Below are 26,574 nucleotides of genomic sequence, written 5' to 3'. Positions count from 1 at the left end.
CCGGCTGCTCGCCGGTCCGGTCGGCCTGTTCCGCGGCGCCCGACGCGGCGGGGAAGGCGGTCTCGACGCGGCCGTCGCCAGCCGGCGGACCGGCGGCGGGGGAGGGCCGGGCGGCGGGCGCCGCGCCGCCGGGAGACGTGTCGCCGGGAGACGTGTCGCCGGGGGGCGGGGACCCGGCGGCCAGGGCGGCGCCCTGGGCGCCGTCCGGCGTGTCGGTCATGACGGCGGGAACCGGGCGAGCAGGTAGTTCTCGTACACGTCGGTCGGCGAGCCCTGCTCCATCTCCTGGCTCCCCTGGGGGCGCTGCTGTCCCAGGTGGGTCTGGATCTGCAGGCACAGGGTCTCGTAGGTCCGGTAGCCACCGGAGGTGGCGAGGAAGACCGAGTGGTCCTTACCGGCCTCCGCCAGTGCCCGGTCGGCGATCGCGACGCCGTCCGCGGCCTCGTTGCGTTCCTCGTAGTCGACCCAGTTGACCCGGTCCGGCGGCCGGTAGTCCGGCACCAGGTGGGTGGTGGGCAGCAGGAACGACGGGATGGTGCGGGCCAGGCCCGGGCCGACCTGGTCGGGGCAGATGAGCAGCACGTCGCCGGGCTTCGCCTTCGCCGCCAGGATCTCGGCGGCCTCGGTGGCCTGGGTGCGCGGCATCTGCACGTCGTTGTAGCCAGCGATCACCCCGGCGGCGGCGCACAGCGCGACGACACCCTGGGTGAAACGCTCGTGGCGCACGATCGTCGCGCCGAGGCCGACGACGAGCAGGAACGGCACGAACGCCGTCGCCGTGTACCGGTCGGCCCAGGCGTTGCCGACGACCTTGCCGACGGTGACGGCGACGACCAGGGTGACCGTGGACAGCAGGAACAGGGTGCGGCCCGGCTCGCCGCCACGCAGGTCGATGAGCACGAACCGGCCGCCCAGGCCCCGCCCGGCGATCCCGAGCGCGACCAGGCAGGTGATCACCAGCAGCAGCAGCCGGCCCAGTGTCGTCGGCCCGCCGGCCCACTGGCCGTAGGCGTGCGAGACGGCGGCGTAGGACGCCGGCTCGCCCCACGGGGTGCCGGTGTGCGCGGACTGGTACAGGAACTGGCTGAACCAGGGCAGGAAGATGATCGCCCCGCCGGCGACCCCGAGCAGTGCCGCCAGCGCCCCGCGCCGCCCGCCGGCGAGCCGGCCCGTGGGGCCGCCGGCGGTGCGGGCCGCCGCCCCGGCGGCCGAGTGGCGGCCGGGCTCGGCGGGCGGCGCGGTCGGCGCGAGCACGTCGTCGTTGTCCGGCAGCCCGGCGGCGTCGAGGCCCTCGGTGACCGCGGCCCGCGTCGCCGAATCGACGTCCTGCCCGCCACCGCGCTCGCCCGCGCCGGCCCGGTCCGAGCGGAACAGGAAGCCGGGCCGCCACCACAGCAGGACCAGCCAGCCGCCGACGGTCAGCAGGACGTAGAAGCACCAGTAGTGGGTGAGCGCCAGGCAGCCGGACGCGAGGGCGACGTACACCACCGCCAGCGGGGACGGCCTGCGCAGCGCCCGCTCGATCGCGAGGCCGCCGAGCGCGGTGAGCAGCACGATCAGGCTGTACATCCGGGTCTCGGTCGCGAACCGCAGCGCGAACGGCGAGGTCAGGTAGAACACGACCGCGACCTGCGCGCCGCGGCGGCCGACGACCCGCTTGCCGAGCAGGTACAGGGGCCAGACGGCCACCAGGTTGATCAGCCCGGACAGGGCGCGCACGGCCACGTTGCCGGTCCCGAACGCGCTGACCCAGGCGTGCAGCAGCAGGTAGTACAGCGGCGGGGAGCCGTCCTCGCGCAGGCCGTCGAACATCGTCGGCCCGTCGCCGGTCAACGGCAGCTTGGCGATCGCGATGCTCTGCGCCTCGTCGAGCCACAGGTCCTGGCGAGCGGTGAACCGCACGACCACGGCGGCCAGCAGGATGATCAGCATCCCGGCCTGGAAGATGCGATCCACGCGGCCGGGGCGGACCCTCGGCCTGTCGACCGGCTCGGGGATGCGCTCCGCCGGCCGGACCGCGACGTCCGTCACGGCCTGTCCTCTCCGTCCCTGTCCGTCGGGGGCGCGGGCCACCCGAAGCCTCCCGCCGCGGCGGCGCGCCGCGGACCACGCGGCGCCACCGTCCTGGCCAGCCCCGGGGAGGGGCCGGTCGCGGGCTGGCACCGCGGCACTCCTATTTGTCGTCGCCCGCTGTCGTCGCCCCCGCGCCGCGCCACGAGAGGCACGCGGCGGCGACCGGCCCGGCGGCCGGCGTGCGGGCCTAGTCTTCCATGCGCCACCGGCGCGCCACCGGCCAGTCCCGGCTCGCCCGTCCGTTTCGCCGCCGCCGGCCGTGCCCGCCTACCAATGGTGATCGACTCGTCGCGGCGGGGTCGGCTCCCAGCGGCGCTGGCCGGCGGGCACGCGGGTCTGGCGGCCGGCCCGCCCGCCCAGCGTCGCCGTCTCGGCGGCGCTGGCCGGCGGGTGCCCGAGGCCCGGGCCGGGGCGCCGGTCTGGCAAGGTGCCGTCATGGCCCCTCCCGCCGCGCGCGCGGCCACCGCCGCGTCCGTCGCGGCGGTGGCGGGCGCGCTGGTGGGCTGGGGCGCGATCGCGGTCGGGATCGCGGCGAAGGACGGCCGATACGGCGGCTGGGCGCTGGCGGCCATCCTCGTCGGCTGGGCCGCCGTGGCCGCGACGGTGGCGCTGCTCGCCGGCCACCGGGCCCCGGCGCGCCTGCTGGGCGCCCCCGTGTCGCTGGCCGCCCGCCGGCTGGGCCGGCCCGCCGGGTGGCTGGGGTGGCGGGTGGCCTGGGCGGCCGTCGCCCTGGTGGTCGGTCTCGGGCCGGTGCTGCGCCATCCCCGCTACTACGCCCACGGCCCGTTCGCCACCGCCGCCGACGGGCTGGCGATCGCCGCGGGGCTGCTCGCCGCCGCCGGCGTGCTCGCCACCCTGGCGGCGGGCGCGCCGCCGCGCCGGCACCCGGCGCTGGCGCGGGTGGCGGCCGCCGCCAGGGGCCGGTGGGCGTTCGCCGCCGTGCTCGCGCTCGCCGTCGCCGCCGGGGTCGCGACGGTGCGCGCGGCGCCCGCCCCCGAGATCGACGTCTTTCACCTGCTGCAGGAGTCGTCGGCCGGCCTGGCCCACGGGAAGAACCTGTACCACCAGGTGTGGCCGGCCACCCCGCACGACGGGCTCGTCGACGTCTACCCCTACCTGCCGGCCACGTCGGTGCTGCTCGCCCCGTTCCGGCTGGCGCTCGGCGACGTCCGCTACGGCCTGCTCGCGGCCGGCGTCGTCGCGGCCTGCGCGGTCCGCGCGCTGGTGGCGCGCCCCGCCAAGGACGCCGGGGACGCCGGGTATGGCGGGGACGCCGGGTATGGCGGGGACGGGCCGCCCTGGATGCCCGTGCTGCCGCTGCTGGTGCTGGTGTTCCCCGAGTCCTGCTACGCGTTGCAGCAGTCCTGGACCGAGCCGCTGCTGGTCGCGTGCCTCGCGGTCATGGTGTGGGCGACCGCGCGCGGGCACGGCGCGCTCGCGGTCGTCGCGTTCGCGCTCGCGCTCGCCAGCAAGCAGCACGCGGCGCTGCTGGTCCCGGTCGCGGCCGCGTGGCCGGCGTTCGGGGTCCGCCGGGCCGCGGCGGCCTGCGCGCTGGGGCTCGCGCTCGTCACGCCGTGGCTGGTCGCCGACCCGGGCGCGTTCGTCCACGACGCGGTCCGGGCCAACCTCGACTACCCGGTGCTCGACCACTCGCTGTCGGTACCCGGCTGGGCGTGGCACTTCGGCGTCGGCCTGGGATTCCCCGTGGCCGCGGCCGGGCTCGCCGGGGCCTACCTGCTGGCCCTGCTGGCCGCCCGCGCGCGCGGCGACGCGACCGCCTTCGCCGCCGGCGGCGCGCTCGTGCTGGTCACGATGGTCGCGCTGAACAAGCAGTCGTTCTTCAACCACTACACGCTGCCGATGGCGCTGCTCGTCCTCGCGGCCGCCACGGTGGCGCCCCCCGGCCGGCCGGGGGGCGCGTCACCGGCCATCGGCGCCCAGCCGGCCGCGGCCGACCCGCCCGTCGCGGCCGACCCGCCCGTCGCGGCCGACCCGCCCGTCGCGGGCGGCGTCGGCTAGCGCAGGGTGCCGAACCGCTCCAGCCAGGCGCCCTCGTACAGCGGCCGCTTGTTGACCTCCACGCTGCGGTCGCGGCGGATGTTGAGCTGCTCGGAGACCAGGCTGCAGGCGCCCTCCAGGAACCGGTAGCCGTCGGCCTTCACCAGGAAGATCGCCTGGTTGGGGCCGGCGAGCTCGTGGAGCTCACGGGCGAACTCGTCGCCGCTGGCCCGCTGCATCCGGTCCGCGTAGTCGACCCAGTCGACCAGCGCCGGTCCCGTCTCGTCGGCGTAGACGGCCATGCGCAGGTCGGTGGCGCCCAGCCGGGTCAGCGCCCGATACACCGCGGGGCCGAGCTGGTCCGGGCAGAAGGCGACCACGTCCCCTGGCCGGGCCTGCGCGACGATCGTCGCCGCGATCTCCGAGGCCTGGGTCCGCTCGACGCGGGCGAGCTGGTAGCCGCCGATGAGGCCGGACAGCGACGCGACGATGAGCACCCCGCTGCGCCAGCGCCGCGACGGCAGCACCGACAGGCCCAGCGCGGCCAGCATCAGGCACGCGGGCAGCGAGATCCCGGTGTAGCGCTCCGCGTAGGCGGAGCCGCCGAACATGTTCACCACGTAGGCCAGCGTCAGCGGCGCCAGCCAGACCGCGGCCAGGTAGCGGCCCGGCGTCCGCCCGGACAGCTTGACCGCCAGCTCCCGGCCGTCGGGCCGCGCGGTCAGCCCGATCAGCGCCCCGCCGAGCAGGACCAGGCCGAGCAGCGCCCCGGTCGACTGCGGCCCGGCCCAGTCGAACACCGTGTCCAGCAGCACCTGCGCCTGCACCCGCGGCGCCCATGGTGTGCCGGTGTGCAGCATCTGGAACAGGAACGAGGGCATCCACGGGGCGAACAGCACCGCCGAGCAGGCCATCGCCACGAACGCGCGCAGCACCGGGCGCCGGTAGGCCGGCCGCCGCCTCGACTGCAGCAGCAGGAACGCGGCCACCGTGAAGATCAGCAGGAACGACCAGTAGTGGGTGTAGACCAGCGCCGTGGTCGCGAGCGTCAGCAGCGCCAGCCGCGGCCGCGTCGAGGCGGCGAGCGCGGCCACCAGCGTCAGCCCGAAGGCCAGCACCAGCAGCACGACCAGCGAGTACATCCGGGTCTCGCTGCCGTAGCGGATGGCGTACGGGGAGCAGGCGAACAGCAGCAGCGTCGCCCGCGCGACCCGGCGCGGCGTGTCGGCGGCGCCGTTGCCGTGCGCCGTCGCGAGCCGCCCGACCCGCTCACCCGCCACCCAGGCCAGCGGCAGCGTGGCCAGCGACAGCAGCCCGGACAGCGCCCGCACCGCCACGTCGCCGTCGCCGAACAGCTTGATCCAGCCATGCAGCAGCAGGTAGTACAGCGGCGGCGCGCCGTCGTGGCGCAGCGCGTCGAGCAGCTCGCCGACCGGGCGGCGGGCGATCTCGACGGTCAGGGACTCGTCGAGCCACAGATGGCTGGGGGTGGCGAACCGCAGCACCGCCCCGGCCAGCACCGCCAACGTCACCAGCACCAGGGGCAGGTGGCCGCCGAGCTTCTCGGCGGCCGGGTTCGCCCGCGCGCGCTGGCCGACGATGACCAGCCGGGCCGCGAACCGCCCGCCCCACCGCGCCGCCGGCTCGGCGCCGCTGTCGGGGGCCCCGCCGGGCGCCGTCGGAGCGCGCGCGCCGTCGGGCGCCGCGCCCGCGGCCGGTGTCGCCGGCGGCCGCGCGTCGGGCTCGACGGGGGTGGCCTGGCGAGGGACGGTGGCCGCGGCGGGGATGGCCGGGGCGGCCAGTTCCTGGGCGGAGTCCGACGGGAGCACGATCGGGCTGGCGGACTGGTCGGAGGTCACCCCAGGGACGCTACCGATGCCCCGGATGCCCCAACGCGCCCGCCATCCCCGTCCGCGCCCGGCCGGCCGCCCGGGGGCCGGTGCCTGGCCGGTCACCCGACCGGCTCGGCCGCGGGCCGCGGGCCGTCGGCCAGCTCGTCGAGATCGTCCGGCCAGCCCGGCTCGGCGCCGGCGAGCAGCGGGGCGAGCAACGTCACCCGCCGCCGGCCGCCGGCGGCCCGCACCGCCTCGCGCAGCGCCGGGCCGTTGACGCAGACCACCGACAGGTGGCCGCGGGCGCGGGTGATCGCGGTGTAGACCAACGGGCGGTTGAGCATCCGGCCGGCCTCCGGTGGGAAGACAGTGACCACCGCCGGCCACTCGCTGCCCTGCGCCCGGTGCACCGTCACGGCCCAGCCATGGCGCAGGTCGCCGAGCACGCCGGTCGGCACCTCCAGCGTGCCCCCGGGGAAGGTCACGAGCAGTCCACCCCGGTCCGCCAGCCCTGTCACCACGCCGATCTCGCCGTTGGCGAAGCCGACGTCGAGATGGTTCGCGGTCGCGACCACCCGGTCGCCGACGTCGAACCCGCCGACCTTCCCCGGCCCCGGGTTGAGCGCCGCCTTCAGCGCCGTGTTCAGCGCGACCGTGCCCGCCGGGCCGGCGTGCACCGGGGTGACGACCTGCACGTCGGCCGGGACGATCCCCAACACCCGTGGGATCGAGTCGGTGACCAGCTGGACGACCCGGTGCGCCGCCTCCCCGGCCGAGCGGGCCGCGACGACGACCACCTCCCTGTCCGGGCCGCCGGCGGGTGGCGGCAGCTCGCCGCCGCGGACCGCGGTCGCCAGCCGCGCGATCGCCCCGCCCGCGCTCTGCCGGTACAGCTGGCGCAGCTCGGTGACCGGCACGACGCCCGACTCGAGCAGGTCGGCGAGCAGTTGGCCGGGGCCGATGCTGGGCAGTTGCGCCGGGTCGCCGACGAACAGCAGATGGGTGCCGTCGGCGCACGCCTCGACGAGCGCCGCGGCCAGTTCCGCGTCGACCATCGACGCCTCGTCGACGACGACCAGGTCGGCGTCGACCGGGTTGTGCTCGCCGCGGGCGAACCCGCCGCCCCTGCCCTGGGCGCCGAGCAGCCGGTGCAGCGTGCTCGCCGGCGCCTCGCACAGCTCCTCGAGCCGTTTCGCGGCCCGCCCGGTCGGCGCGGCGAGCGCGACCTGGGCACCGGCCGCCTGGGCGAGGCGGACGACGGCGGCGACGGTGCGGCTCTTGCCGGTCCCCGGCCCGCCGGTGAGCACGCTGACCCCGACCTCCAGCGCGATCCGCGCCGCCGCCAGCTGCGTCTCGTCCAGCCTCGCGACCAGTTCGTCGGCCTCGGCGCCACCCTCCGCCGGCCCCGGGTCGCCGACGCCGTCCGCGTCGGTGAGCACCGCGGCGGGGCCGTCGGCATGCTCGCCGCGCGCCCCGGCGCCGTCGTCGCTTTCGCCGTCCGCGGCGTCGCCGTCCTGGCCGTCGTCCGGGCCGAGGCCGAAGTCGAGCTCGGCGGTCAGGGGAACCAGCGCGTCGTCGTCGACGTCCGCCGCGGTCTCGGCCCGGGCCGCGGGCCCGCCCCGGCGGCGAAAACCCGGCCGCAGCGGCTCGGCGGTGGCCGCGAGCCGTTCGATCCCGTCGGCGACGGCCTGCTCGGCCATCGCGTAGCGCTCCAGCGCCACCCGGTCGCCGACGAGGACGAGCCGGCCGTCGCCGACCGCGTCGGCGAGCGCCGCGGCCGGGTCGGCGACCCCGTCCCGGCTCGCTCCCCGCAGCACCGCGTCGGCCGGCCCCGCCGTGTCCCCGTCCCGCGTGGCCGCCCGCGCCAGCAGGTAGGTCAGCACCCCGGGGCCGCGGCGCGGGTCGTCGCGGCCGAGCCCCATCGACCGGGCCAGCCGGTCGGCGTGGGTCAGCTCCGCCTCCCCGCCGACCAGCAGCGCCCACGGGTCGGCGCGCAGCTCGTCGGCGGCCCGCGCGCCCAGCTCGTCGGCGACCCCGCGGGCCAGCCGGACCGGCAGGCCGGCGGCGGCGAGCAGCCCGGCGACCTCGTAGCGGCCGGACGCGGCGCGGAAGGAGTCGAGCAGCCGGCGAGCCCGCGGCCCGGTCATCCCCTCGACGGCGGACAGCCTCGCCAGGTCGACGTCGTCCGGGCCGTGGATGCCGGCCGCCTCGAGCCGCTCCGCCGTCGTGCGCCCGAGCCCCGGCCACAGCCCCGCCGCGCAGAACGCGTCGAACAACGGGTCGGGGACAGACGAGGACGGCTCCGGCATCCCCGAAGCGTAACCAGCCCCGGCTCACCGGCCCGGCGCCCGACCTCCGCCGCGCGGCGCGTGGTCACGAGGGCCGAAAGGTCAGCAGGTCCAGCGGGTCAGAACGGCGGCCAGGGGATGGCGGGCCAGTCGGCGGAGGGGTGTGGGAAGCGGCCGCGGGCGAGCAGCCGGTCGACGCGGCCCGCCAGTGCCGCGATCTCGGCGCGGGTGAGCAGGTCGTCGAGCCGTTCGCCGAGCGGGCCGCCGAGGGCGGCGCGCAGGCCGTCGAGCAGCGCGCGCTCGCCGGCGTCGAACGGCTGGCCACGCCAGTTCCACAGCACCGTGCGCAGCTTGTCGTCACAGTGGAAGGCCACGCCGTGGTCGATCGCGTACACCCGGCCGGACGGCGCCGGCAGCAGGTGACCACCCTTGCGGTCCGCGTTGTTGATGACGGCGTCGAACAGGGCGATCTCGCGCAGCCGCCGGTCGCCGCCGCGGACCAGGTCGACGGTCTCGACTGTGTCATCGGTGTCGATCCACAGCTGCGCCATCCCGGCGCCGAACGGGCCGTCGCGCAGCACCGTCGGCGGGACCAGCCCGCCGCCGAGCTGCTCGGACAGCTCGTAGGCGGCCATCTCCCGGGCCGCGAGCGTGCCGTCGGGGAAGTCCCACAACGGCCGCTCACCACGCACCGGCTTGTAGACGCAGCGCGCCCGCGCCCCGTCGAGGGCGATCTCGCAGTACAGGGTGGCGTTGCTCGCCTCGACGAGCCGTCCCTCGACGGTGATCTCGCCGCCGCGCAGCAGCGCGAGCGCCGCCTCGGCGTCGAGGCCACCGGCGTCGGACGGTTCCAGTCGTGCCAGCGGCGCGGGCTTCCCCCCCGCCGCCGGGACGCCCGCGCCGCCCGCGGCGGCTCCCGGTGTCGCGTCCGTCCGGGCGCCGGCGGGCGCGTCACCATCGCGCCGTCCCGCCGCCGGCCCAGGGCCGCTCGTTGCCGCGTCCACCGTTCCAGTCTCCCGTGCCGCCATCCCGGTCTCGTCACCTGTGACCAGGCCCACCGTTGACCAGGCCGCCGCGCCCCTCGCCCGGGCGCCTCCCGCCGTCTCGGCGTCCCGGCCTGGCCGGCCGGGGCCGGGCCCGCTCGTCCTCTGGCCACGCGCGGGCGGCGCGGGCGGCGGCCTCGCCGTCCGGTCAGGCCGGGTGGTAGACGCCCGCCCCGCCGCCGACCATCGAGTCGCTCGCCGCGGCGGCCTTTTCGGCCTCCTCGGCCGGCGGCTGTCCTGGGTCGTCGGCGCCGCGCGCCCGGTGCTCCGCCGGCGCCGGCAGCAGGTCGTCGACGGCGCCGCCGAGGTCGTTGAGGCGCAGCACGAACGGCCGGCGCTCGGTGTAGCGGATCACGGTGAGCGAGCAGGGGTCGACATTGATCCGGTGGTACATGTCGAGGTGCATGCCGAGCGCGTCGGCGACGATCGCGCGGATCACGTCGCCGTGCGAGCAGGCCAGCCAGGTGGCGTCTCCACCGAGCCGGGAGTTCCAGTCCCGCACGGCGGCGACCCCGCGGGCCTGGGTGTCGCGCAGCGACTCGCCCTGCGGGCCGGGGAACGTGACCGCGCTGGGATGGGCCTGCACGACCGGCCACAGCGGGTCCTTCACGAGCGTGGCCAGCTCCTGGCCGGTCCAGTCGCCGTAGCGGCACTCGCCAAGCCGGTCGTCGGCCTGGACTGTGGGGACCGGCGCCCCCTCGGGCCTGGCCGCGGCGATCGCGGCGGCGGTCTGCGCGCAGCGGTCCAGCGGGCTGCTGACCACCGCGTCCAGCGGCACCCGCGCCAGCCGGGCCGCGACGGCGGCCGCCTGCGCCCGGCCGCGCTCGTCGAGGCCGACCCCGGGTGTCCAGCCGAGCAGCAGTTTGCCGGTCAGCGCGGTGAGCCCATGGCGCACCAGCAGCACCGTCGTCACCGGTCGTCTCCTTCGCGTCGCCCCGGGCGCGGGCCCGGCCGTGACGGCCGGCGCCGCGCGGCGCGCCGGGACTGCACACGGTACCTACCGGACTCCCGTGCCGAGCCCCGGAGATCGGCGCCCACCGGCTCCCGCCCCGGTTCCCGGCGGGCGGCGCCGGAGACGGGAAGCGAATTTGATCAGGCTTGTCCGGAGTGGCCCGGGCCGCGCCGGGGCGCGGCTACGCTGGCTGACATGCAGTCCTGGCCTGCCTGTCCGCTTTCCACCCTGCCCGGAACCGGCCAGCGGCCGTGGCTGTTCGACTCCTCGACCGGGCGGCTCGAACCGCTCGGCACCGGCCCGGCCGGCCCCACCGGGGCCGGCGAGGCGTCGGTGATCCGGATGTACGTGTGCGGGATCACCCCATACGACGCCACCCACCTCGGTCACGCGTTCACCTACGTCACCTATGACCTGGTCAACCGGGTCGCCCGCGACGCGGGCCACCAGGTCCGCTACGTCCAGAACGTCACCGACATCGACGACCCGCTGCTGGCGCGGGCCGCCCGCGACGGCGTGACCTGGCGGGACGTCGCCGTCCGCGAGACCGACCTGTTCCGCGCGGACATGGCCGCGCTGCGGGTGCTGCCCCCGGACCACTACGTCGGCGTCGTCGAGTCCGTCGAGCTGATCGTCGAGATGGTCGACGAGCTGGTCGCCGCCGGCGCGACCTACACCCTCGACGGGGACGTGTACTTCTCGGTCGCCGCCGCGCCCCGGTTCGGCTACGTCTCCGGTCTGGACCAGGAGGCGATGCGGACGCTGTCCGCCGAGCGTGGCGGCGACCCCGAGCGGCGCGGCAAGAAGGACCCGCTCGACCCGCTGCTGTGGCGCGCCGAGCGGCCCGGCGAGCCGAGCTGGCCGTCGCCGTTCGGCCCGGGCAGGCCCGGCTGGCACATCGAGTGCTCGGCTATCGCCCGGCGCTACCTGGGCGAGACCGTCGACCTGCAGGGCGGCGGCTCCGACCTGATCTTCCCGCATCACGAGTGCTCGAGCGCGCACGCCGAGGTGGCCACCGGTCACAACCCTTTCGCCCAGCGGTACGTCCATACCGGCATGGTCGGGCTCGACGGGCACAAGATGTCGAAGTCGCGTGGGAATCTGGAGTTCGTCTCCCGGCTGCGCGATGCCGGCGTCGACGGCTCGGCGATCCGGCTCGCGCTGCTCGCCCACTCCTACCGGGAGAACTGGGAGTGGACCCCGGCGGAGCTCGCCGGGGCGCGGGAGCGGCTGGCCCGCTGGCGGGCCGCCGCGGCGCTGCCCGCCGCGCCGGCGGCCGAGGGCCTGCTCGCCGAGGTACGCGCCGCGCTCGCCGCCGGTCTGGACACCCCCGCGGCGCTTTCCGCGGTCGACCGCTGGGCCGGCGCCGCGCTGGCCGGAGATGACAGCTGGGACGACACGGACGCACCGGCGCTAACCCGGATGCTCGTCGACGCTCTACTCGGTGTAGACCTTGACGTGGTGCAGACGTAAGGGGGCTGGAGTATGGCGCAGCGCCACCGCGACCCGCCCGACGACGGGGCCTACGCGCCTCGGCCCGCCTTCGACGTCGTCGCCCGGGGCTATGACCCGGAGCAGGTCGACGGGTATGTGCGCGCGCTGTGGCGGTACTCCAACGACCTGACGGCCCGGGTGGCGGCGGCGGAGGCCGCGCTGCGTCATGAGCGGGACCGGCGCGCCGCCGAGGGGCTGGGGGCCGGGGCACAGGCGGGCGAGCGGATCGGCCGGATGCTCGCGATCGCCCAGCAGATGGCGGACGAGATCGTCGCCGGGGCCCGGCTCGCCGCCGAGCAGACCCTCTACGAGGTGGTCCGCGAGAGCGCGGCCAACCACCCCGTCACGCAGGAGGCCCGCGAGCAGGCGGACAAGCTGCTTTCCGACGCCGTCGCCGAGGCGCGCCGGCTGGCCCGCGAGCGCCATGAGGACCTCGAGGCCGAGATCGCCCGCTCCTCCGCGTCGCTGGAGTCGCTGCGCCGCCAGCAGGGCGAGCTGCTAGGCGCGATGCTGCGGCTGCGCGGCCTGGTCGCCTCCGACGACATGGAGCGCGCGATCGGCGACCTGGCCACGGCCGGGGCCGAGCCGCCCGCCGACGATCCCGAGCGCCCGCCGTCCCGGCGGAGCGCCGCGACGGGCCCACCGCCCCCGCGCAGGCCCTCCGCACCCTCGGCCGCGCCGCCGGCCGCGGCCTCGCCGCCCGCGGCCGGTGAGGCGCCGCAGCGTCCCCCGGTGCCGCCGCCGGGCGAGCCCACCGGGCCGGCCGGGCCGCGGACCGGGCCCGGCCGTCACCGCGCCACGGGGGTCCGCGCCGCGGCCGACGTCCTCGACGGCGAGCTCTACCCGACCGACGCCACCCCGGTCAGCCCGCCTACCGGCCCGATCCGCCGTGGCGTCGACGAGGACATCTCCGACGCCGAGATCATCGACCACCACTGACGGCGCCGGCCGGGTCGACGCGGCGCGGCCGGCCCGCGGGGGGCCCCGGCGCGGCCCGTCCCTCGGCACCCGGGGCGGGCGCCTCGGGTGCCGAGGGACGGGCGGACCGCCACGCGGGCTCGGGGGAGGTCCCGCGCCGGGACCGCCGTCCGGGTGCCGCGGGCGGGACCGGGGCCTGGTCAGGCGCGGCCGTAGCCGGCGTCGCGGGCCCGGATGACCGCCTCGGCCCGGTTGGACACCCCGAGCTTGGCGTAGATCGTGGAGACGGCGTTGCGGACCGTCTTCGCGGAGACGAACAGCTCCCTGGCGATGTCGTCGTTCGACCGCCCCTGGGCGAGCAGCCGCAGGACGGACCGCTCCCGGCCGGTGAGCTCGGGGAACGGCTCCTCGGTCACGGCGGCGCGGGTCCCGCCGGCGAGCAGGGCGGCGACGATCTTCGCTTCCATCGAGGCGCCGAAGACCATTCCGCCGGCCGCGGCGGCGCGGATGGCGGCGTGCACCTCGCGGGCGCCCGACTCCTTGAGCAGGTACCCGCACGCCCCGGCCCGGATGGCGCTGAGGATGACCTCGTCGTCGTCGTTCATCGTCAGCATCAGCACCCGCAGCGCGGGATGACGGCCGACGAGGAACTCCGTCGCCTCGATCCCGTCCAGCCGTGGCATCTGGATGTCCATGACGACCACGTCCGGCGACACCTCGCCCACGACATGCACCGCGTCACGGCCGTCACGGGCCGTCCCGACGACCTCGACGCCGTCCAGCGCGCCGAGCAGCGCGGTCAGCCCGTCCCGGAAGATCTCGTGGTCGTCGACGACCACGACCCGGATCGGCGTCTCGTCGACGGTGGTCATGGCGCGCTCCTCACCGGTAGCCAGGCCCGCACGACGGTGCCGCCGCCGGGGGGACAGGTGATCTCGACGCGGCCGCCGAGCTCGGCGGCCCGCTCGCGCAGGCTGACGAGGCCGACGCCCGACTGCCGGTCCGGGTCGATCCCGACGCCGTCGTCGGTGACCTCGACGAGCAGGGCGCCGTCGGCCAGGGTGAGCGCGAGCCGCGCCGCCCCGGCCCGCGCGTGCCGCGCGACGTTGGTCAGTGCCTCTCCCGCGATCCGGTAGGCCGCCACCTCGACCGCGGCCGGCAGCCGGCCGGCCAGGTCCGCGGCGTCGACGGTCAGGGGAAGGCCCAGCCGGGTGGCCTGCTGGCGCAGGGCGCCGGCCAGGCCCCGGTCGTCGAGCGCCGGCGGGCGCAGGTCGTGCACGAGGCGGCGCACGTCGGCCACGATCGACTGCACGTGCCGCCCGACGCCGTCGAGCCGCGCCTTGACCTTCGCCGGGTCGCGGTCGACCGTCAGCCTGGCCGCCTCGACCTGGTGCACCACGCTGGCGAGCGCCGGCCCGAGCCCGTCGTGCAGGTCCCGGCGGATCCGGCGCCGTTCCTCCTCCCGCGCGTTCACGAGCCGCTCGCGGCTGCGCTGGACCTCCTCGGCGAGCTGGCTGGTCCTGGCCGCGGTCGCGGCCTGCCGGACGAGGTCACCGAGAAGCTGCTCGTCGCGGGCCGACAGGTGGCCGCGCAGCCCGCGGGCCGGCATCACCAGCCGCCCGACGGAGGCGCCCCGGTAGGTGATGGGCAGGATCCGCACCCGGTCCGGCCACGCGCCGTGCGTCGTCACCATCCGGCTGCCGTGCGCCCAGTCCACCTCCAGGCTCACGAACCGCGCGCCGAAGGCCGCCGCGACCGCCCGGGCGACCGCGGCGAGCTGCTCGCCCACGTCGTCGGTGTTCTCCAGCGTCGAGGCGAGCCCGGCCAGCGCGTCGTACGGGTTGCCCCGCCCGCCGAGCATCCAGCGCCGCACGGCGGCCGACAGGCGCAGCCGCGCCGGCCCGTAGAGCACGACGGTGACGACCAGGACGACAGCGACGATCCGCGCCGACGTGAGGTCGTCGACGAGCGTCGCGAGTACGGCGAGCACGGCGGCGTCCGCGGCCACCAGGGTCACGAGCACGGCGGCGGTGACGACCGTGCGGGCGAGCAGGTCGCCGATCGGCACCAGCGCCGGCCGGACAAGGGCGACGGTCACCGCCGCGGCCGGGAGGACCAGCACGACGAAGGAGACGAGGTAGTCGAACACGGCGGGCTCGACCGTGTACAGGAGAGGCAGTGTCACCGCGATGACGACGACGCTCCACAGCAGCCAGCGCATCCGGTCGCGCATCAGCCCGGTCGAGCGCCGGTAGCGCACGACGACGAGGGCGAGCGCGCAGAGGAAGGCGGTCACCCCCAGCGCGGACGCGCCGGTCCTGATCTGTTCGCCGTGGCCGGACAGCGCCCCGATCGACGTCGGGTCGACGTCGATCCCCGCGGGGACGGCCGACGGCAGGAGGCTCTCGTCCGCCGGCGCCACCAGGAACGCCACGCCCGTCACGACCAGGGCCCCCAGCGTGACCCGGCCGAGCGTCCCGGCGCGGCCGGGCAGGAACCGGCCGGTCGGGAACACCAGCAGCAGCGCGCCCATCAGCACTGGGAGGAAGGCTCCGAACCGGTAGAGGAACCACAGCGCGAACGTCATCGCCGGCCAGGACCCGTCGGCCCGCAGCCCGGCGTGGATGTAGGTCTGCGTGAGGCCGTCGAGCGCCCAGACCAGGCCGAGCGACGCGAGCAGCCAGCCCAGCGTCCGTCCCCGGGCGCCGATCAGGACGGTCGAGGCCAGCAGGCCGATGACGGCCCCGTACGCCGCGAACGGCCAGCCGGACCCCTCGGCGACGGTGGCCCCCGGGCCCTCGGCCGGGGCCGTCACGTCCAGCCACACGGCGGCGACGACGGCGGCGAGGCACGGGAGCGACACCGCGAGGCTTTCGGCCCAGCGGGCCGGCGCCGCCGCCGCTGCCGCGTCGGCGGCAGCCGGTCCGGCGCCCGGCTCCGGCGCCGCGTCCGGCCGGTCCGGCCCGGCTGGAGCGCTCGGGACGGGACCGGCGGGACCAGGCAGGTATGTCACGCGCGCCCGTGGCCGCGCCGGTCACCGGCGGCGAAGCCGAGCGCCAGCACCGCGACCAGGACCGGCCCGGTGAAGCCGGCCAGGTACTGCAGCGGCGAGAGCCCTCCCAGCAGCGTGATCCCGCCCAGCGCCGCTCCGGCGAACCCCAGCCAGCGCGGCGCGCCGCCGGCTCGCGCGACCGAGAACACCCCGAGACCGGCGAGACCGGCGAGCATCCAGACCCAGGGGATGGTGGCGACCCAGTGGGCGTAGAACACCGCGTTCGCCGGGTCGAGGGCGCCCTCGTCCGACAGGCCGAACAGGAACTCGGTGTCCAGACCGCTGCCCAGCACCAGCACGACGGCGGTCGCGCCCAGCCCGGCGAAGGCCACCAGCGGCGCGACACCGTCGCCGGCGGTGGCGCGCAGCCGCCGGTACAGGCCGGCGGCGAACACCAGCAGCAGCACGGCGCTGATCCCGGCGAGGGTGTGGAAGGCCACGATCTGGGGCAGCTGGTCGGCGAGCCGGTCGGCCTGGGCGGCGCTGTCGCCCTTCAGCGCCGGGTCGGAGACCGCGTCCACGGCGGTCGAACTGATGATCATTCCGAGGCCGGCGACGCCGGCGCCGACGCCGGCGACGGCCCAGCGCCTCGAGGGCGGGGCGGCGGGGGGGACGGCCGGGTCGCCCGCGGGCCCGACGTCGGACCGGACGGGGTTCTCGGTGACGGTGCGGATGGTCATCGCGGTGTCTCCTTCTGGCTCGGCGGCGCGATGCCTCCAGCGTGGGGTCGCCGACGTCCCGGACCTCCGGGACATCTCGGCAAGGATGCCGGGACGCGGGCCCCCGTCCCCGGGATCAGCCGGGCGGCGGCTCCTTGACCAGGACCCCGGGCTCCTCCGACGCCGCGAGGGCGCCGAGGTAGCCGAGGGTGACCTCGTGCAGGCTGGCCACTCGCAGGAGGCGGCCGGCGAGCGTGGCGACGTCGTCCGGCCGCGCGGCCAGCCCGCCCGCCGCCGCGGTCGTGCCCGCCGCCGCGCCGCCGAGGTGGCTGGCCTCGGCGGCGACGACGGACGCGTCGGTGGCGAGCGCCGCGTCGGTCGCGGCCGCGACCTCGGCGAGGCTTGGCAGGTCGGGCGCGGAGGGGACGAGGACGGTCCGGCAGCCGGCGCGCAGGCCGGCGAGCGCGCCGGTGGTCGAGTCCTCGAGAACGACGCAGCGCGCCGGGTCCACCCCGAGGGCGGCGGCCGCGACCAGGTACGGGTCGGGGAACGGCTTGCGGCGCGGGACCTCGTCGCCGGCGACCGTGACCGTGAAGTGCTCCCGGCCGAGCGTGTCGAGAACCGGGTCCATCAGGGAGCGGAACGACGACGAGACGAGGGCGGTCGGCACCTCGGCGGCGAGCAGCGTGGCGAGCAGCTCGGGGGCTCCCGGCCGGTTCTCGACCATGCCCGGGGCGCGGAACAGCTCGACCGCCCGGTCCAGCAGGAACCGGGCCGCGGCCGCCGGGTCCTCGTCGACGCCGAGCATCGCGAGCATCAGCGGCACGGCCGTGTCGATGCCGTGCCCCAGCATCGCGTTCTTGATCTCGGGGGTGAACGTCCGGCCGTAGCTCGCGGCGAGCTCCTCCTCGGCCACCGTCCACAGGTGCTCGGTCTCGACCAGCAGCCCGTCCATGTCGAGCAGCACGGCCGCCGGCCGCGCCCCGGACGGGTCCGCGCCGGCGGTTTCCTGGCCGGACAGAACGCCCGCCAGGGGGGAGACGGCGTTCACCGGGCGAGAAGGAGAAGGAGGTCGCGACGCACCCCGAAAGCGTAACTGGGGCGGGAGACCACGCTGGGCGGGCGACGCCGGCTGGCCGCCCACTTCCGCGCGTTCCGGACAGCTCAGCCGACACGTTCCGGATACCGGACGGGGTGACGCGCGCCACGAGCCCGTCGACATTCCGGGCGAAACGGCGAGCCCGATCGGGCAAATCGGACCGTCACCCGTGGCGGCGGGGGGACGAGCTGGCCCAACCCGTTGGTCGGTGCGGCGCCGCCCCGGCCGGCGCGGCACACTTGACCGGTGCGCGCACCGCCGGGAGCACCCGCCGACGGAGCGGACAGCCCGGACGGGTCGTGCGGTAGCCGGATGCGGGGGATATGGGGCACTCGGCGGGCGGGTCGGCCGGGAGGACGTACGGTGGCACTGTCGAGGGGACACGCGTGCCGCCGGTGGGCGGCGGGAGGTGGTAGGTGATCGAGTTCTCCGGTGTCGGGCAACTCCGGTCGCCGGTCGTCGTCGCCGCCTTTGAGGGCTGGAACGACGCGGCCGACGCGAGCTCCGCCGCGGTGGAGCACCTGGAGACGGTCTTCGGCGCCAGGGTCATCGGCGCCATCGACCCGGACGACTACTACGACTTCCAGGTCAACCGGCCGACGGTCAGCGGCGTCGAGGGCGCCGCCGCCCGGAAGATCTCCTGGCCGACCACCCGGCTGTCCGTGGCCCGCCCGCCGAAGTCCGACAGCGACCTCGTGCTCATCCGCGGCCTCGAGCCCAACATGCGCTGGCGCGGCTTCACCGACGAGCTGATCGAGGCGGTGCACGCGCTCGGCAGCGACATGGTCGTGACCCTGGGCGCGCTGCTCGCCGACTCGCCGCACACCCGGCCGGTGCCGATCAGCGGCACCGCCGGCGACCCCGTCACCGCCGCCCGCCTCGGCCTGGAGGCGTCCCGCTACGAGGGCCCGACCGGCATCGTCGGCGTGTTCTCCGACGCCTGCGCCCGCGCCGAGCTGTCGAGCGTGTCGTTCTGGGCCGCGGTGCCGCACTACGTCGCGAACCCGCCGTGCCCGAAGGCGACGCTCGCGCTGCTGCGCCGCGTCGAGGACCTGCTCGACCTGGAGATCCCGCTCGCCGACCTGCCGGAGCGGGCCCGGGCCTGGGAGCGCCAGGTCGACGAGCTGGCCGCGGGGGACAGCGAGGTCGCCGAGTACGTCCGGTCGCTGGAGTCCCGCGAGCCCGAGACGGCCCTGCCCGAGGCCTCCGGCGACGCGATCGCCCGCGAGTTCGAGCGCTACCTGCGCCGCCGCGGCCAGTAAGCCCCGGCGCGCCAGCGCTCGTGGGCCGACCGCCTCAGGCGGTGGCGATGGCGCGCAGGACGTTCATCCGGGCGGCGCGCAGCGCCGGGAACACCGCGGCGGCGACGCCGAGGACCGCGCCGAGGATGAGCACCCCGATGATCGTCATGGTGGGGTAGGCGAAGCTGGTGACGCCCTGGCTCTTGAGCGCGGACACCAGCGACCAGCCCAGGAAGCTGCCGACCGCGACGCCGAGAGCGGCGCCGAACATCGCGATCACGATCGACTCGAGCACCACGACGATCCACATCTGGCCGCGGCGCAGGCCGACCGCGCGCAGCAGCCCGATCTCCCTGGTCCGCTCGATGACCGACAGCGCCAGCGTGTTCACGATCCCGAACAGGGCGATGATCACGGCGAGCGCGAGCAGCACGTAGACCATGCCGAGCACCTGGTCGACGGCCTTCTCCTGCTCGGCGACGAACTCGGCCTGGTCGGTGACCTTGACGGTCGGATACGCGCTGGCCGCCGCCTTCAGGGCCTCCTTGACCGCGGCCGGGTCCGCGCCGTCGGCCCGCTTGACCAGCAGGAGAAGGTCCTCGTCCTTCGCCGAGTGCTTCGCCCACTCGGCCGGGGTGATCAGGTACTGCACGAACGTGTTCTTCGCGAAGATCCCAGCCAGGGTCAGCGTCTGCCCGGCCGCGTTCAGGTCGTCCGGGTAGGTGACGTTCACCTTGGCGCCGACGGTGAGATGCAGCGCGGCGGCGTTCTCCTCACTCATCGCGATCATGCCTTCGGCCAGGGTGAGGCTCCCGGTGACCGGGCGCAGGCCGAGCACGTCGGTCACGGCGCCCGGGTCGGCGGCCAGCAGCGTCTGGGGGCCGTCCCTGCCGGCGATCGTCACGTCGCCGCCCCGGATGGGCAGCATCCGGCCGACGCCCGGCTCCTTCTCGATCGTGCGGGCGACCTCCCCGCTGAACGGGGTGTTCGCGATCGACGTGACGAAGTAGTCGGCCGACAGCGCCCCGGAGACGGTTTCCCGCACCGATACCTTGATCGACTGCCCGAAGATCGCGAAGGCGCTGACGAGCGCCAGGCCGATCATCAGCGCCGAGGCGGTCGCCGACGTGCGCCGTGGGTTGCGCATCGCGTTCTGCAGCCCGAGCCGGCCGACGACCCCGAACAGCCGCGGCAGCGGGGCGCCGATCACCCGGGTGACCGGCCGCGCCAGCACCGGTGACAGCGCCGCGACGCCCAGGAAGATCACCGCCGCGCCGAGGCCGACGAGCGACGTGCCCGACGAGCCCGGCCGGGACAGCCCGAGGACGACGGCCGCCGCGCCCAGCCCCGCCCACAGCGCCCCGCCCACGGCCCGGGTCCGCAGCGACCGGACCGCGATCGTGTAGGTGTCGCGCAGCGCCGCGATCGGCGGCACCGTCGCCGCCTTGTACGCCGGCACCACCGCCGCCGCCGACGTGACCCCCACGCCGACCAGGTAGCACACGATCGCCGTGCGGGGCAGGAACACCATCCCGCCCTCGGGCAGGATCACCCCGAACGCGCCCATCGCCGCGTGCAGCAGCCGGGCGAGCATCACCCCGCAGACCAGGCCGACCGTGGCGCCGACGAACCCGACGAAGGCGGCCTCCGCCTGCACCGAGACCTGGACCTGGCGGCGGCTCGCGCCGATGGCGCGCAGCAGCGCCAGCTCCCGCACCCGCTGCGCGACCAGCATCGTGAACGTGTTGAAGATGATGAACGCGCCGACGAACACCGAGATCCCGGCGAAGATCAGCAGCGCGGTCGACAGGAACGCCAGCGCCTCCTGGACGGCGTTCTCGTTCTCCTCGGCCAGCTGTACGCCGGTGATCGCCTCGACGCCGTCCTGCAGCGTCGCGGCGACCCGGTCGCGCAGCTGCGCCTGGGTCACCTCGGGGTCGGCCGCCAGGTAGATCGAGCTGAACTGGTCGGGCGCGAGGAGCAGCCGCTGCGCGTCGGCGGTGGTGAACGCGGTGACGACCGCCCCGCCGACGCTGTCCTGCCCGCCCGTGCGGAACGCGCCGACCAGGGTGAAGACCTGCAGCGGCTGCGCCGGGTCGACCTCGCCGACGGCGACCGGGACCCGGTCGCCGAGGCGCAGGCCCTCCCGGTCGACGGTCCCCTTGTCCATCGCGATCTCGCCGTCGGCCTGGGGCGCCCGGCCGCTGGCGATCTGCTCGGCGGCGGTCGGGGCGTCCGTCCAGTTGATCCCGATCGCCGGCGCGGTGCCGGGAAGGATGGGCTCGGGCAGCCCGGTCCCCGGGTTGACGTCGCGCGGGTTGAGCGGGATCGCCGTGCCGGACACGTGGCCGACCGCGGCCCGCACGCCGTCGACCTTCTCCAGCTCCCCGACCAGCGAGGCCGGCAGCGGCCGGCGGCCCTGGTCGCTGCTCGCGTCGACCTGGTTGACCGCCCGGACCGACACGCTGACGTTCTTGGTGATGTTGGCGAACAGGGAGTTGAACGTGGCGTTGAGGGTGTCGGTGAGCACCAGCGTGCCGGCCACGAAGCTGACGCCGACCACGACCGCGGCCGACGACAGCAGCAGGCGCAGCTTGCGGGCGAACAGGCCACGCAGGGTAGCGCGCAGCATCGTCAGCTCCACCGGCCCGTGTCGTAGCCACCGGCCCGGTAGCCGCGGTCCGCGCTGTCCACGTCGTCCTCGGTCGGCCCGTAGCCGTCGACGGGCGCGGCCCGGCGCCGGTGCCCAGCCGCGCCGTGGTAGCCGCCGCTCGCCTCGGCGGCGGGGCCGTAGCCGTCGTCGTAGCCGGCTCCGGGCGAGTACCCACCGCGGCCGTCCGGCCCGCCGTAGCCGCCGTCGGGCACGCCGCGGCCGCCGCGCGGGCCCCGGCCGTCGCGGGAGGGGGTGGAGCGCACCTCGATGCCGTCGCCGTCCGGGTAGGCCTCCTCCCGGTAGTCGTCACCCGCCCCGTACCCCCCGGTGCCCCGCCGGTGTCCGGTGGCCGGGCCGCGTCCGTCGGCCGGGCCGTAGCCGTCAGGCGAGCCGTAGACGTCAGGTGAGGCGTAGACGTCAGGCGAGGCGTGGCCGTCGGGTGAGGCGTAGCCGCCGGTCGCCCGGCGGTAGTCGCCGCGCGGGTCGCGCGGGCCGTCCCCGCGGTATGCCTCGCCCGGAGGCGGGGGCGGGTACTCGCTGGTGTCCGGGCCGGGCGAGTAGTCGCCGCCCGGTCGCTCCTGTCCCGTCGCGCCGGCGCGCCACGGCGGCGGGTAGCCGCCGGTGTCGCGGCGCGGCACCGCGAAGTCGTCGGTCTCCTCGACCGGGAACGCGCCGGGCCGGGCAGCGACGGCGCGAGGGTCGGCCGTCGCCCGCCGGGCCGGGCCGCGCCCGGTGCCGGGGTCGGGTCGGTAGTCGTCGCGGCCCCGTTCCTGGCCCGCCGCCCCGCTGTCGGTGCCGCGGCGCCCGCTAGGCCCGGCAGGTGCGCGCGCCACCTGTTGCCCGGTGGGTGTGCGGGCTGTCTGCTGCCCGGTGGGTGTGCGCGCCGCCTGCTGCCCCGTCGGCACCCGCCTGCCTCCCGGCCCGGTCGGCGTCCGCCGCGCGGGCCGGCCGTCGTCCTCCCAGCCCGCGTCGTCCCGCCAGCCATCCCTGGCCGGCGGCTCGGTGCCCCGGCGCGCCGGGCGTGGCGCGGACGAGCGTGCCGGCGGCGGCGCGGTCGGGCGCCGCCCGCCGGGTCGGCCTCGTCCCTCGCCGCCGGCCGGCTGGTCGAGGTTCTTCATCCGGTCCAGCACCGCGTCCGCGGTCGGGTCGCGCATCCTGTCCACGACCCGGCCGTCCGCCAGGAAGATCACCTCGTCGGCGTAGGAGGCGGCCTTCGGGTCGTGGGTGACCATCACCACGGTCTGGCCGAGCTCGCGCACCGAGTCCCGCAGGAAAGACAGCACCTCGGCGCCCGACGTCGAGTCCAGGTTCCCGGTCGGCTCGTCCCCGAAGATGATGTCCGGCCGGGTGATCAGCGCCCGCGCGCACGCCACCCGCTGCTGCTGGCCGCCGGACAGCTCGGTGGGCCGGTGGTTCAGCCGCGGCGCCAGCCCCACCGCGTCGACGACCAGCTTCATCCACTTCTTGTCCGGCTTGCGGCCCGCGATGTCCAGCGGCAGCGTGATGTTCTCCGCCGCGGTCAGCGTCGGCAGCAGGTTGAACTGCTGGAAGATGAAGCCGATCCGGTCGCGGCGCAGCTGGGTCAGCTGCCGGTCCGACAGGCTCGACAGCTCGACGTCCCCGATGAACGCATGGCCGCCGCTGACGGTGTCCAGCCCGGCCAGGCAGTGCATCAGCGTCGACTTGCCCGAGCCCGACGGCCCCATGATCGCGGTGAACCGGCCGCGGGGGAAGTCCAGGTCGATGCCACGCAGCGCGGTGACCTGGGTGTCACCGGAGCCGTAGACCTTCGTCAGCCGCTCCGCCCGGGCCGCCATCCGCGGCCCGCCCGCGCGGCCCGCCTCCTGGGCGTCGCCGGGCCGTGGGCGTACTGGGCTCATCGGGTCTCCCTTTCCACACCCTCGTCGGCCTCGTCGGCCGTCGGCGCCGCGGCACCCCACGCCCATCGCGCCGGCGCCGGCCGGGCCGGCACCTGGGCACGGGCCGCGCCGCGCCCGGCCACCGCGGACCAGCCCCGTCCGACCGGTACGGCCGGGCCTGGCGTCCCACCCCGCCGGGCCCGAGGCACCCGGCCAGCGGGCCCGGCGGCGCCGGCGGCCGGCCGGGCCGCCAGCGTGTCGGACGCCTCGCGCCCCCGATAGGTTGGCCCGCCCGCGGCACGCCAGGCGTCGGCCGGCGCGCCCGCGGGCCTACCGACGGCCAGCGGGCACGCCAGCCGGGACGCCGATGGCGATGGACCGGAAACGCGCCGCATCTACGCATCGTGCCCGATTCCGCTGAGGTCGTGGCGTCCGCCCGGTTCATTGGCCGCGCCGCTGCCCGGCGGCGGGCCGCGCCGTTATCCTTCCGGCTCGCACACCGCCGGGGCGGCGTCGTCCACCGGCACGGCGCCGGCCTCGGCCGGCAGCGGCGGAGGGGTGCCGCCGAACGCCGGACAACGTGCCTGGTGATCGCACCAGCCGCACAGCTTGCTCGGCGTCGCCCGCCAGTCACCGGTGCGGTGCGCCCGCGCGATCGCCGCCCACAGGGCCTGCACCCGCCGCTCGGTGGCCCTCAGGTCCGCCTCGTCCGGGACGACCCGCAGCCAGGTCCGGTCGCCCAGGTAGTACAGCCGCAGCTCCCGGGGCACCACCCCGCGCGTCCGCCACAGCAGCAGCGCGTAGAAGCGCATCTGGAACAGCGCGGTGCCCTCGAACGCCGGGCCGGGGGAGCGCCCCGTCTTGTAGTCCACCACCCGCAGCGCCAGCCCGTCCGCGGTGCGCGCCTCGTCGAGCCGGTCGACATAGCCGCGCAGCCGCAGCCCCGAGTCGAGCACGTGCTCGACGTAGAGCTCCCGGGCCGCCGGCGCGAGGCGCCGCGGGTCCTCCAGCGCGAAGTAGCCGGCGAGCAGCTCCCGCGCCGACGTCAGCCACGCGGCCAGCTCCTCCTCGCCGGCGAACATCGTGGCCAGCTCCGGCTCACGGGCCAGCAGGTCCGCCCACGCCCCCGGCAGCAGCCCCTCGGCCGCCGCCAGGGTGCGGCCCGCCGCCGGCACGTCGAACAGCCGCTCCAGGACGCTGTGCACCACCGTCCCGCGGGTCGCGGCCGGGCTCGGTGGCTCGGGCAGCCGGTCGACCACCCGGAACCGGTACTTCAACGGGCAGCTGACGAAGTCCGCCGCCCGCGACGGCGACAACGACCCGAGCACCGTCGGCCCGCCCACCGCCGGCCCGAGCACCGCCGCCCCGCCCACCGCGACCGTGTCAGGCTCCGACCCGGCTTCCTCGGCCGTCGAGGTGGCCTCGCGGGCGGTCACCGGCTCCTCCCCGGCCGGGCGAGGCCCGGCCTCGGACGGCCGGAAGGCGTCCGGGCCGCGCCGCCACGGCCACCCGGGAAACCGGCCGCGGGCCGGCGGGCAGGAGGCGCCAGCCCGCCGCCGGCGGCGCTGGTGGTGGAGGTCATGGGACGACCCTAGGGGGCGGCGCCGACAATCCGGGCCGCGAGGTCCCGCCCGCCGCACCGGCCGGCGACTTTCCATAACTTGTACATGGCTGTGGCTGGGAGGCTGTCGATCGCGGCCTCGGTCCGTAGCATCGGAGGCATGGCCGACCAGCCCGACGCAACGGGCCCGAACTCACCCGCACGGCCCACGCCGGGGATCCAGATCGGGCGGGTGCGTGGCGTCCCGATCCTCCTGTCGCCGCTCGCCATCATCTTCGCGATCCTGGTCGCCTCGCTGGCCTCACCCCTGCACCGCGACCACCTGCCCACGGCCAGCGACAGCCACATCATGCTGCTGTCCGTGATCAGCGGCGTCGGCTTCGTGCTGTCGCTGGTGCTGCACGAACTGGGCCACGCGCTGACCGCTCTCGGCGCCAAGCTGCGGGTACGCGCCGTCACCGTGCACGGCTTCGCCGGCTTCACCGAGATCGAGCCGGAGCCGCCGACGCCCGCGCGGGAGTTCTTCGTCGCCTTCTCCGGCCCGTTCGTCAACGGGCTGCTCACCGGCGCCTGTTTCCTCGGCCTGCAGGGCACGACGACGCACACCTCCGTCGGCACGGTGCTCTTCTACCTCGGCTGGGCCAACCTCCTGCTGTTCGTGTTCAACCTCGCCCCGGGCCTGCCGCTCGACGGGGGGCGCGTCGTCGTGGCCGCGGTCTGGCGGGTGACCCGCAGCCGGATCAAGGGGCTGCGCGCCGGCGCCTACTGCGGCTTCTTCGTCGCCGCCGGCGTCGCCGCCTGGGGGCTGCGCTCGTCGACCTCCACCTTCAACGCCGTCTACCTGCTCGCGCTCGCGGGCTTCATCGGCTTCGGCGCCTACCAGTCCCTGCGCGCCGTGGAGCTTCGCGAGAAGCTGCCCGACCTGCGCGCCGGCCGGCTGATCCGCAAGACGCTGCCGGTGGAAGGCGGCGTGCCGCTCGCCGAGGCCCTGCGCCGCGCCCAGCAGGAGGGCGCCACCGCGGTCGCCGTCATCGACCGCGACGGCAACCCCAGTATGATCATGAACGGGGCGTCGGTGGACGCGCTGCCCGAGCACCGCCGCCCCTGGGTCCAGGTCGCCGAGGTCAGCCGGACCGTCGAACCACACATGATCCTCGACGCCGACCTCGCCGGTGAGGCCCTGCTCGGCCACGTCCAGCGCCACCCGGCCCCCGAGTACCTCGTCACCCAGCAAGGCCGCCCCGTCGGCGTGCTCACCATGGTCGACCTCGTCGCCCGCTTCGACCGCGACGCCGCCTTCCGGATGGCCGCCCGCCGCTAGCCGCTCCTCGTGGAGCGGGACAGTTCGATCGCGCGCTCCGCGCGAGGGCGGTGACCACCCGCTGGTCACCTCGGGTCATGCCCTGCGCGGCGTGCGCCCCATGATCCCCGGGCCTGTGGCGGCGAACGAGGTGTCCTTCGGCACCACGGCGTCCGGTTCGGTCCCGGATCGGGCGTGCCGAGGGCGCGCCACCTCGGCCCCGCCGCGCCGGTCCAGGGATCCGGGGCCGGTGGCCCCGGCGAGCCCGCGGGAAGGCTCCCGGCGCCCATCCCGGCGAAGCCGGGCGGCGTCCTCCACCACCAGGCCCCGATCCGGTGGGCCGGACGTCTCACGTGTCACGCGTCCAGCCACCCGCCCCCGGGCGCCCGGCGCCTGGTCCGCTCGCCGCGTCGGTGTGGCGTCGCCAACCGGTAACCTGCCGGGACGTCCCGCCCACAACGCCCCATCGGGGCACGGCTTCCCGCGCGGCCACGGCCGGCCGCCGGCGGCGTGACGAAAGACAGACCCGCCGGATCGGCTCCGGAGCCGATC

General features: G+C 76.5%; 17 protein-coding genes and 1 pseudogene. 5 read left to right on the top strand and 13 right to left on the bottom strand.

Annotated features, from left to right (window positions below):
* Window positions 1–220 (bottom strand): annotated as a pseudogene (locus I6A81_RS25470) (OmpA family protein); the annotation flags it as partial.
* Window positions 217–2,031 carry a glycosyltransferase family 39 protein gene (locus I6A81_RS25465; protein WP_203005076.1) on the bottom strand — a complete coding sequence of 605 codons (1,815 nt, stop codon included), beginning with the start codon at window positions 2,029–2,031 and terminating at the stop codon, window positions 217–219. The gene I6A81_RS25465 and the pseudogene I6A81_RS25470, both read right to left, overlap by 4 nt.
* Window positions 2,032–2,508: 477 nt before the next feature.
* Between I6A81_RS25465 and I6A81_RS25460 the strand changes: the two genes are divergently transcribed.
* A complete protein-coding gene (locus I6A81_RS25460) occupies window positions 2,509–4,092 on the top strand; it encodes a glycosyltransferase (protein ID WP_238438107.1) in 1,584 nt (527 codons plus the stop codon).
* Here the strand turns inward: I6A81_RS25460 and I6A81_RS25455 are convergent.
* The 4 genes from I6A81_RS25455 to I6A81_RS25440 all read right to left on the bottom strand — a co-directional run bounded on the left by I6A81_RS25455 (window position 4,089) and on the right by I6A81_RS25440 (window position 10,147).
* A complete protein-coding gene (locus I6A81_RS25455) occupies window positions 4,089–5,930 on the bottom strand; it encodes a glycosyltransferase family 39 protein (protein WP_307874901.1) in 1,842 nt (613 codons plus the stop codon). The genes I6A81_RS25460 and I6A81_RS25455 overlap by 4 nt on opposite strands.
* 92 nt (window positions 5,931–6,022) lie before the next feature.
* A complete protein-coding gene (locus I6A81_RS25450) occupies window positions 6,023–8,212 on the bottom strand; it encodes an AAA family ATPase (RefSeq protein ID WP_203010327.1) in 2,190 nt (729 codons plus the stop codon).
* Between the two features lie 98 nt (window positions 8,213–8,310).
* Window positions 8,311–9,195, bottom strand: coding sequence for an SCO1664 family protein (locus I6A81_RS25445; protein ID WP_307874900.1), 885 nt, complete (start codon window positions 9,193–9,195; stop codon window positions 8,311–8,313).
* A gap of 187 nt (window positions 9,196–9,382) precedes the next feature.
* A complete protein-coding gene (locus tag I6A81_RS25440) occupies window positions 9,383–10,147 on the bottom strand; it encodes an MSMEG_4193 family putative phosphomutase (protein WP_203007916.1) in 765 nt (254 codons plus the stop codon).
* A gap of 234 nt (window positions 10,148–10,381) precedes the next feature.
* Here I6A81_RS25440 and mshC point away from each other — a divergent pair, with 234 nt between their 5' ends.
* Window positions 10,382–11,659 carry a cysteine--1-D-myo-inosityl 2-amino-2-deoxy-alpha-D-glucopyranoside ligase gene (mshC, locus tag I6A81_RS25435; RefSeq protein WP_203007917.1) on the top strand — a complete coding sequence of 426 codons (1,278 nt, stop codon included), beginning with the start codon at window positions 10,382–10,384 and terminating at the stop codon, window positions 11,657–11,659.
* Between the two features lie 12 nt (window positions 11,660–11,671).
* Window positions 11,672–12,619 carry a DivIVA domain-containing protein gene (locus tag I6A81_RS25430; RefSeq protein ID WP_203010326.1) on the top strand — a complete coding sequence of 316 codons (948 nt, stop codon included), beginning with the start codon at window positions 11,672–11,674 and terminating at the stop codon, window positions 12,617–12,619.
* Between the two features lie 179 nt (window positions 12,620–12,798).
* Here I6A81_RS25430 and I6A81_RS25425 read toward each other — a convergent pair whose 3' ends face one another.
* From I6A81_RS25425 to I6A81_RS25410, 4 genes are all read right to left on the bottom strand, one after another.
* The gene (locus I6A81_RS25425; protein ID WP_238429196.1) at window positions 12,799–13,470 is read right to left on the bottom strand and encodes a response regulator transcription factor; all 672 of its coding nucleotides are present in this window, start codon (window positions 13,468–13,470) and stop codon (window positions 12,799–12,801) included.
* Window positions 13,467–15,611, bottom strand: coding sequence for a sensor histidine kinase (locus tag I6A81_RS25420; protein ID WP_203003361.1), 2,145 nt, complete (start codon window positions 15,609–15,611; stop codon window positions 13,467–13,469). The genes I6A81_RS25425 and I6A81_RS25420 overlap by 4 nt, the downstream gene beginning before the upstream one ends.
* Window positions 15,608–16,330 carry a hypothetical protein gene (locus I6A81_RS25415; RefSeq protein WP_203003362.1) on the bottom strand — a complete coding sequence of 241 codons (723 nt, stop codon included), beginning with the start codon at window positions 16,328–16,330 and terminating at the stop codon, window positions 15,608–15,610. Before I6A81_RS25415 ends, I6A81_RS25420 begins: the two co-directional genes overlap by 4 nt.
* Window positions 16,331–16,445: 115 nt before the next feature.
* Window positions 16,446–17,360: an HAD family hydrolase gene (locus I6A81_RS25410; RefSeq protein WP_307874899.1), complete on the bottom strand. Its 915-nt coding sequence runs from the start codon at window positions 17,358–17,360 to the stop codon at window positions 16,446–16,448.
* A gap of 464 nt (window positions 17,361–17,824) precedes the next feature.
* On the opposite strand from I6A81_RS25410, the gene I6A81_RS25405 reads away from it, so the two are divergent.
* Entirely contained in the window at window positions 17,825–18,670 is an 846-nt protein-coding gene (locus I6A81_RS25405; RefSeq protein ID WP_203003363.1) for a PAC2 family protein, read from the top strand.
* Between the two features lie 34 nt (window positions 18,671–18,704).
* On the opposite strand, the gene I6A81_RS25400 is transcribed toward I6A81_RS25405, so the two are convergent.
* From I6A81_RS25400 to I6A81_RS25390, 3 genes are all read right to left on the bottom strand, one after another.
* Window positions 18,705–21,281 (bottom strand): ABC transporter permease, encoded by a 2,577-nt coding sequence (locus I6A81_RS25400; protein WP_203003364.1) that lies wholly within the window; start codon window positions 21,279–21,281, stop codon window positions 18,705–18,707.
* 2 nt (window positions 21,282–21,283) lie between these two features.
* On the bottom strand, window positions 21,284–23,182 hold the full coding sequence (locus I6A81_RS43915; protein WP_238429197.1) for an ATP-binding cassette domain-containing protein: 1,899 nt from the start codon (window positions 23,180–23,182) through the stop codon (window positions 21,284–21,286).
* A 458-nt stretch (window positions 23,183–23,640) separates the two neighbouring features.
* On the bottom strand, window positions 23,641–24,534 hold the full coding sequence (locus tag I6A81_RS25390) for a RecB family exonuclease (RefSeq protein WP_307874902.1): 894 nt from the start codon (window positions 24,532–24,534) through the stop codon (window positions 23,641–23,643).
* Window positions 24,535–24,882: 348 nt separating this feature from the next.
* Between I6A81_RS25390 and I6A81_RS25385 the strand changes: the two genes are divergently transcribed.
* Window positions 24,883–26,043, top strand: a complete 1,161-nt coding sequence (locus I6A81_RS25385) for a site-2 protease family protein (RefSeq protein WP_203003366.1) — start codon at window positions 24,883–24,885, stop codon at window positions 26,041–26,043.
* The last annotated feature ends 531 nt before the right edge of the window (window positions 26,044–26,574 follow it).

Source organism: Frankia nepalensis (assembly GCF_016786325.1).
Taxonomy (GTDB): Bacteria; Actinomycetota; Actinomycetes; order Frankiales; family Frankiaceae; genus Pseudofrankia; species Pseudofrankia nepalensis.
This window is presented reverse-complemented; position numbering and strand designations above follow the sequence as displayed.